Origin of the sequence: Methylocaldum sp., from assembly GCF_039794385.1 — a bacterium.
Lineage (GTDB): Bacteria > Pseudomonadota > Gammaproteobacteria > Methylococcales > Methylococcaceae > Methylocaldum.
Genome location: NZ_JBDIVO010000248.1, coordinates 1 through 6971 on the forward strand (window position 1 = coordinate 1; position 6971 = coordinate 6971).

Annotated in this window: 4 protein-coding genes; all 4 read right to left on the reverse strand. The window is 56.3% G+C overall.

The window, feature by feature from the left end; all coding sequences use genetic code 11:
• Window positions 1–1498, reverse strand: a 1498-nt coding sequence (guaA, locus tag ABJK70_RS17655; RefSeq protein WP_347258628.1) for a glutamine-hydrolyzing GMP synthase, incomplete at its 3' end; no start/stop codon positions are given.
• 20 nt (window positions 1499–1518) lie between these two features.
• Window positions 1519–2982, reverse strand: coding sequence for an IMP dehydrogenase (guaB, locus tag ABJK70_RS17660; RefSeq protein ID WP_086134245.1), 1464 nt, complete (start codon window positions 2980–2982; stop codon window positions 1519–1521).
• A 107-nt stretch (window positions 2983–3089) separates the two neighbouring features.
• Entirely contained in the window at window positions 3090–4091 is a 1002-nt protein-coding gene (locus ABJK70_RS17665) for a hypothetical protein (protein WP_077730319.1), read from the reverse strand.
• 31 nt (window positions 4092–4122) lie between these two features.
• Window positions 4123–6270 (reverse strand): YgiQ family radical SAM protein, encoded by a 2148-nt coding sequence (locus tag ABJK70_RS17670; RefSeq protein ID WP_347258629.1) that lies wholly within the window; start codon window positions 6268–6270, stop codon window positions 4123–4125.
• Window positions 6271–6971: the final 701 nt, after the last annotated feature.

A 6971-nucleotide genomic window follows, 5' to 3' on the forward strand; every position in this document is an offset into this window, starting at 1 on the left:
TCCGGCGAGAGACGAGATCGAGAAAGTCGTAAGGCAGATGCGCCCAGCGGGCGGTCATAAAGTCTATCGTTTCAACGGCGCGCAGCGCGACGACGAAATCGTAGCGGCGTCCGTCGCCCATGACGCCGACCGATTTGACCGGCAGAAATACTGCGAAGGCCTGGCTGACCTTGTCATACAGTTCGTGCCGGCGAAGCTCTTCGATAAAGATGGCATCGGCGCGGCGCAGCAAATCGGCATAGTCCTTCTTGACTTCACCCAGAATGCGCACACCCAGGCCGGGGCCGGGAAACGGGTGGCGATAGACCATTTCATAGGGCAGGCCGAGTTCCAATCCGATCTGTCGGACCTCGTCCTTGAACAATTCCCGCAACGGTTCGACCAGCTTGAGATTCATGTTTTCCGGCAGGCCGCCTACGTTGTGATGGGATTTGATGACGTGGGCTTTTCCGGTCTTGGAGCCGGCGGATTCGATGACGTCCGGGTAAATCGTGCCCTGTGCCAGCCAGCGGGCATCGGTGATTTTGCCTGCCTCTTCGTCGAAGATTTCGACAAACAGTCTTCCAATAATTTTTCGCTTTTGTTCCGGATCGTCGACGCCTTCGAGCCCTTGCAGGAATCTGTCCTCGGCATCAACCCGAATGACTTGGACGCCCATATGCTGAGCAAAGGTGGTCATGACTTGGTCGCCTTCGTCGAGGCGCAGGAGTCCGGTATCGACGAATACGCAGGTGAGGCGATCGCCGATGGCTTTGTGCAGGAGTGCCGCGACAACCGAGGAGTCCACGCCGCCGGAAAGCCCGAGAACCACCCGGTCGCTCCCTACTTTGGCGCGAATGGTCTGCAAACTGTCCTCGATGATATTGCGCGGCGTCCATAGGGCTTCGCAGCCGCAAATATCCAGCAGAAAACGTTCGAGGATGCGCTTCCCCTGCCGGGTATGGGTCACTTCCGGATGAAACTGGAGGCCGTAGTAGCCGCGCGCGTCGTCGGCCATGCCCGCAATGGGGGCGCTTTCGGTAGAGGCGATAAGTTTGAAGCCGGACGGTAATGCCGTTACCTGATCGCCATGGCTCATCCAAACATCGAGCAGACCGTAACCTTCCGGCGTCGTGTGGTCTTCGATGTCGTATAACAGGCGGGAGTGACCGTGGGCGCGAATCTGCGCATAACCGAACTCGCGGTGGGTGCAGGCTTCCACCCGGCCGCCCAGCTGCTCGGCCATGGTTTGCATGCCGTAGCAGATGCCCAGTACCGGCACGCCCAGATCGAACACGATGGCGGGGGCGCGGGGAGTGTCCGCCAGTGTGACGGTTTCCGGTCCTCCGGAGAGAACGATGCCCCGAGGCTGATACTCACGAATGAATTGCTCGCTGCAATCGTACGGATGAATCTCGCAATACACGCCGATCTCCCGGATGCGGCGTGCGATCAATTGTGTGTATTGCGATCCGAAATCGAGAATTAAAACTTTTTGGGAATGGATATTTAATGCCATGGACAGGTACGTTTGCCTTTCTAATCGAGCCAGTAATTGGGTGCTTCCTTGGTAATCGTCACGTCGTGTACGTGGCTTTCCCGAACCCCGGCGGTAGTGACTCGAACGAAGCGGGCATTGTTGCGCATGGCTTCGATGGTGTCGCAACCCGTGTAGCCCATGGCCGAACGTACGCCCCCGATCAGTTGGTGAATGATGGCGATCAGGCTGCCTTTATAGGGGACACGGCCTTCGATGCCCTCGGGTACGAGCTTTTCGGCATCGGTGCTTTCCTGGAAGTAGCGATCGCTCGAACCCTGCTGCTGGGCCATGGCGCCTAACGAGCCCATTCCTCGATAGGATTTATATGACCGCCCCTGGTACAGCTCCACTTCGCCGGGGGCTTCTTCGGTGCCGGCGAACAGTCCACCGATCATGATCGAGTAGGCGCCCGCGGCCAATGCCTTGGCTACATCGCCGGAATAACGGATACCGCCGTCAGCAATGAGAGGAATCCCGGATCCCTTGAGCGCTTCCGCGACATTGGCCACGGCCGTTACCTGCGGGATGCCTACGCCGGCCACGATGCGGGTGGTGCAGATGGAACCGGGGCCGATGCCTACTTTTACCGCATCCGCTCCCGCCTTGACCAAATCTCTTGCCGCTTCGCCGGTGGCGATGTTTCCGCCGATCACCTGCACTTGCTTGAAGTTCTGCTTGACCCAGCGCACGCGGTCCAAAACGCCTTGGGAGTGTCCGTGAGCCGTGTCGACTACGATGACGTCGACGCCGGCTTCGACCAGCGCGGCTACTCGCTCTTCGGTGCCGGGACCGGTGCCGACGGCGGCGCCAACACGAAGGCGCTCCTGCTCGTCTTTACACGCCTGCGGATAGTCTTTGGCCTTTTGGATATCTTTGACAGTAATCAGTCCCCGAAGCTGAAAGTCGTTGTTAACGACCAGCACTTTTTCGATCCGGTGTTTATGGAGGAGGTGGATGGCTTCCTCCTTGCTGGCGCCTTCCTGCACCGTGACCAGCTTTTCCTTTGGCGTCATGGCCTTGGTGACCGGCTCGTCGTAGCGGGTTTCGAACCGCAGGTCGCGGCTGGTGACGATGCCCACGAGATTTTCACCGTCCACAACGGGCACGCCGGAAATTCTTCTCGAGCGGGTCAATTCCATGACTTCGCGAATAGTGGTATTCGGAGAAACCGTGATCGGCTCTTTGATTACCCCGCTTTCGTACTTCTTGACGCTTTGAACCTCATAGGCTTGACGGTCGACCGTCATGTTCTTATGGATGATGCCGATTCCGCCCTCTTGGGCCATGGTAATGGCCAGGCGGGATTCGGTTACCGTGTCCATGGCCGCGGATAGCAGAGGAATATTGAGGCTGATATTGCGGGTAAGTTGGGTTTTTAAGCTGACGTCGCGCGGCAGTACGGCCGAGTGAGCAGGAATAAGGAGGACATCGTCGAATGTGAGCGCTTCTTGAACGACATGCATGGTTTGCTCCCGCCAACTAAAATTTACAGATTCTATTGTAGATATCTATATGTTGCAATATCAGGTCTAGGTTTGAAGATGGAGCTCGAATACCTCGCGGTGTGGTTCTAATGTGAGTGTTGCGAAAACACAGGGGCTCTTCGGTTGAGCTCCATTTCCGAATCGGGATCGATTCCCTGTCCAATCAACGCGAAAACGGTCTGTGCCATGGCAGCCTGTGCTATGGGCTCAAAAAATGCGGCTTTCAGAGTCCAGGCGAACGCGGCGGTAAACACGTATTGCCACAGGCCGACGGATACGGGTAGCGCGCCGGCGATGTTCTTGATCGGGATCAAAAGTACCGCAAAAGCGACTGCAAAGCCCAAGAGCTCAAAAAGGCTCAAGTAAAGACGGTTCTTGAACAGTGCCGAAAAGTGCTGAATGTGAGCCGCCAGCGCATTTCGAGCCGAGCGCCAAGGATCGGCCGTATTCGTGAAGAAAAGCCAAGCCAAAATCGCTAGATCGTTGGCGGAAAAAATCCGACCCGCGATCCAGGTTAACGCTTGGGAGAGTCTCGGATTGTTCATCTTGTCTAGAGCGGGACCTAAATAGGTTTCCGGAAGTTTTTGCAGGGTTTCCTTAACGGAGAGATCCAGTTCCATCAATCCGGAAGCGCTGGGAAAGCGCCGTGCTACGAGCTGTTTCGCATAATCGATCTGGGCTTTGCCTTCCGGAATGGATTGTCCCTTGGACTGCTCGGCCAACAAAGCCAGATTTCCCGCCTTGATGTGATAAAGAAAGGTTGCGCGAAGCTTATACATTAAAAACGCACATCCGATGAATCCGGCGACGGCCCCGGCCGAAGCGAATGCGGTTGGATTCTGGCTCAGGGAACCCAGACCGATAGCGGTACCGGCACCGGCCGCCGTCATAAAGACATAGGCAAACGCTATCGCTAAGCATGCCAGCAGTCGATAAAGGACGAACGGCATTGATTTTTCAATGGTCCGCGTCGCGGCCAGCAAATTGAGGTCCGGCATCTCTTCCTCCAAGGTGGTTTTTGATTTTTGAGTTTTCTCGGGCAGGTCAAGTAGTTCGAATCTTAAGGAAAAACGGGGTTGTTTTTCCATAAAGTAAAAGTCCAGTTGTATCGGTGATTCGTTAAGATTTGCTCATCCGTCTCGATTTGCGCGGTGTCTTTGTCTTGGTCGTCGGCAGGCCGGTGTGCTGGGTTCGGAACGGCAGCGCCTTGCGGGCGATTCGAGTGCCTTCATGTTGATTTCCGATGCCTTCGGGCTGCCATGTCGGTACCAGATGATGCTTGCCGTTTCCGATCAGGTCTGCGCGTCCCATGCGTTTCAGGGCTTCCCGGAGCATCGGCCAGTTGTTGGGGTCGTGGTATCGGAGGAAAGCCTTGTGCAGGCGCCTTTGCTTAAGATTCTTGGGAACAAACACCGTTTCGCTGGTGCGTGTGACGCGGTGCAGCGGGTTCTTTCCGGAATGATACATGGCGGTTGCGGTGGCCATGGGGGAGGGGAGGAAGGCCTGAACCTGATCGGCCCGAAATCCATTGCGCTTGAGCCAAAGTGCGAGATTCAGCATGTCTTCGTCGGTGGTACCCGGATGGGCGGCGATGAAGTAGGGGATCAGGTATTGCTCCTTTCCGGCCTCCTTCGAGTATTTGTCGAACAAAGCCTTGAACCGGTCGTAAGTGCCGATGCCCGGTTTCAGCATCTTGGACAAGGGGCCCGGTTCGGTGTGCTCCGGCGCGATCTTCAAATAACCGCCGACATGATGGGCTGCGAGTTCTTTGACATATTCAGGCGAAGTCACGGCGAGGTCATATCGCAATCCCGAGGCAATCAAGATCTTCTTGATGCCCGGCAGTGCGCGGGCGCGGCGGTAAAGCCGGATTAGCGCCGTGTGGTCGGTATTCAGGTTTTTACAGATGCCGGGGTATACGCAGGACGGCCGGCGGCAGGCAGCTTCGATCGCTTTGTCCTTGCAGGCGAGCCGGTACATGTTCGCGGTCGGTCCGCCAATATCGGAGATGACTCCGGTAAAGGCCGGCGAGGTATCGCGAATGGTCTCTATTTCCCGGATGATCGAGTCTTCCGAACGGCTTTGAATAATGCGCCCTTCGTGTTCCGTGATCGAGCAGAAGGTGCAGCCGCCGAAACAGCCGCGCATGATGGTCACCGAATGCTGGATCATCTCGAACGCGGGAATCTTGCCGGTTCCGTAAGACTTGTGGGGAAGGCGCGAATAGGGCAGGCCGTAGACGCCGTCCATCTCCTTGGTGCCGAGCGGAATGGGCGGCGGGTTGATCCAGACGTCGCGGTCCCCGTGTCGCTGCACGAGCGCCCGAGCGTTACCGGGATTGGTCTCCTGGTGCAAAACGCGCGAGGCATGAGCATAGAGGACGGGATCGGCTTTGACCGCTTCATATGCCGGCAGGCGGATGACCAATCGATCGCCGGAAGTTCGGCGTTTGGTCAGGCGGATCAGCGCTTCGGACTTACTGCCGGAAGTTTCCTTCGTACATCCGGGTGATTCCCCGTGATAAGGATTCAGTTTGGGAGCCTGATTTCCAGGCGCATCCACGGATGTGGAGTCGAGTTCGGTCCATCCTGCGGGTGTCTGTTTGCGGATGAACACGGTTCCGCGAATATCGGTCAATTGGTCGATGGATTCTCCCGCTGCAAGCCTGTGGGCGATCTCCACCACCTGGCGTTCGCCATTGCCGTATACGAGAAGATCCCCCTTGGCATCGAGCAAAACCGAGCGGCGCACTGTGTCGGACCAATAATCGTAATGGGCGATCCGGCGGAGGCTCGCCTCGATCCCGCCCAGAACGATCGGCACATCCTTGAAGGCTTCTCGGCACCGCTGCGAATAGACAGTGACACAACGGTCCGGGCGTCTGTCGGGGGCTCCGTCGGGTGTGTAAGCGTCGTTCGAACGGACGCGGCGGTCCGACGTGTAGCGATTGACCATGGAATCCATGTTGCCGCCGGTGACGCCGAAAAACAGGTTGGGCTTGCCGAGTTCTCGAAAATCGTCGGCGGATGTCCAATCCGGCTGCGCGATAATGCCGACTCGAAAGCCCTGAGCCTCCAGCAGCCGGCCGATGATCGCCATGCCGAAGCTTGGGTGATCCACGTAAGCATCGCCCGTTACAATAATGATGTCGCACGAGTCCCAGCCCAAGGCGTCCATGTCGCCGCGGCTCATGGGGAGTTGCGGTGCTGTTCCGAAGCGCTTGGCCCAGTATTTTCGGTAAGAAAAAAGATCGGGAGTAATGTTCATCGCGAACTAGCGAAGAAGACAAATGAAAGGAATCGAACAGGAGAGAATCGAGAGCACGACTCCCCGTACAGTACCTGAGAATTTAACTGGGGATTCTAACGCGAAAATCCCGCCTTAGGCGCTAAAAAGCCGATCGGCCGGCTTTTCGTTCACAAAAATCCAAGAACGAAAGATGGGCGAAGCCTGTAACGAAAATCGAATGGTTTCTAAGGAAGAGGCTAAGGTCTTAATGGCGCGCGTGCCTTGGATTCGCGGATAACGCCCAGTCCCCAGATGCCCCATGATGCCGTTTTAAGCATCAATAAAGGAATAGCGACGGCTTTGAGCCCCCAAAGAACAACGGCTAGCGCGCTTGCTCCGGATAGGCTCCAAGCAAACACACCCCAACGTCCACCGACGACGACTCGAAGAAGACGCTTAGATGTATTTTGCAATTTGCTCATAGATAGATGGCATCCAGCAAGCGGGGGCAGTGTACCATGCGGCATCGATCGGTAGAGTGGCGGTAAAGTAGAGATCCGCAAAACGCCTACTGAATGCGTGCTCAAGAAAATCCTAGCAAGCGAATTTAATATAAGCAAATAAATTGTTAAGAATACGTAATCAATGCTTATTTCCTTCACGCATTAAAAAGCCACTGCCTGAGAGCGTGGCTCCAGGCAGTGGCTGTAGACGCAAACAGTGCTTAGAAAACTAAGCTA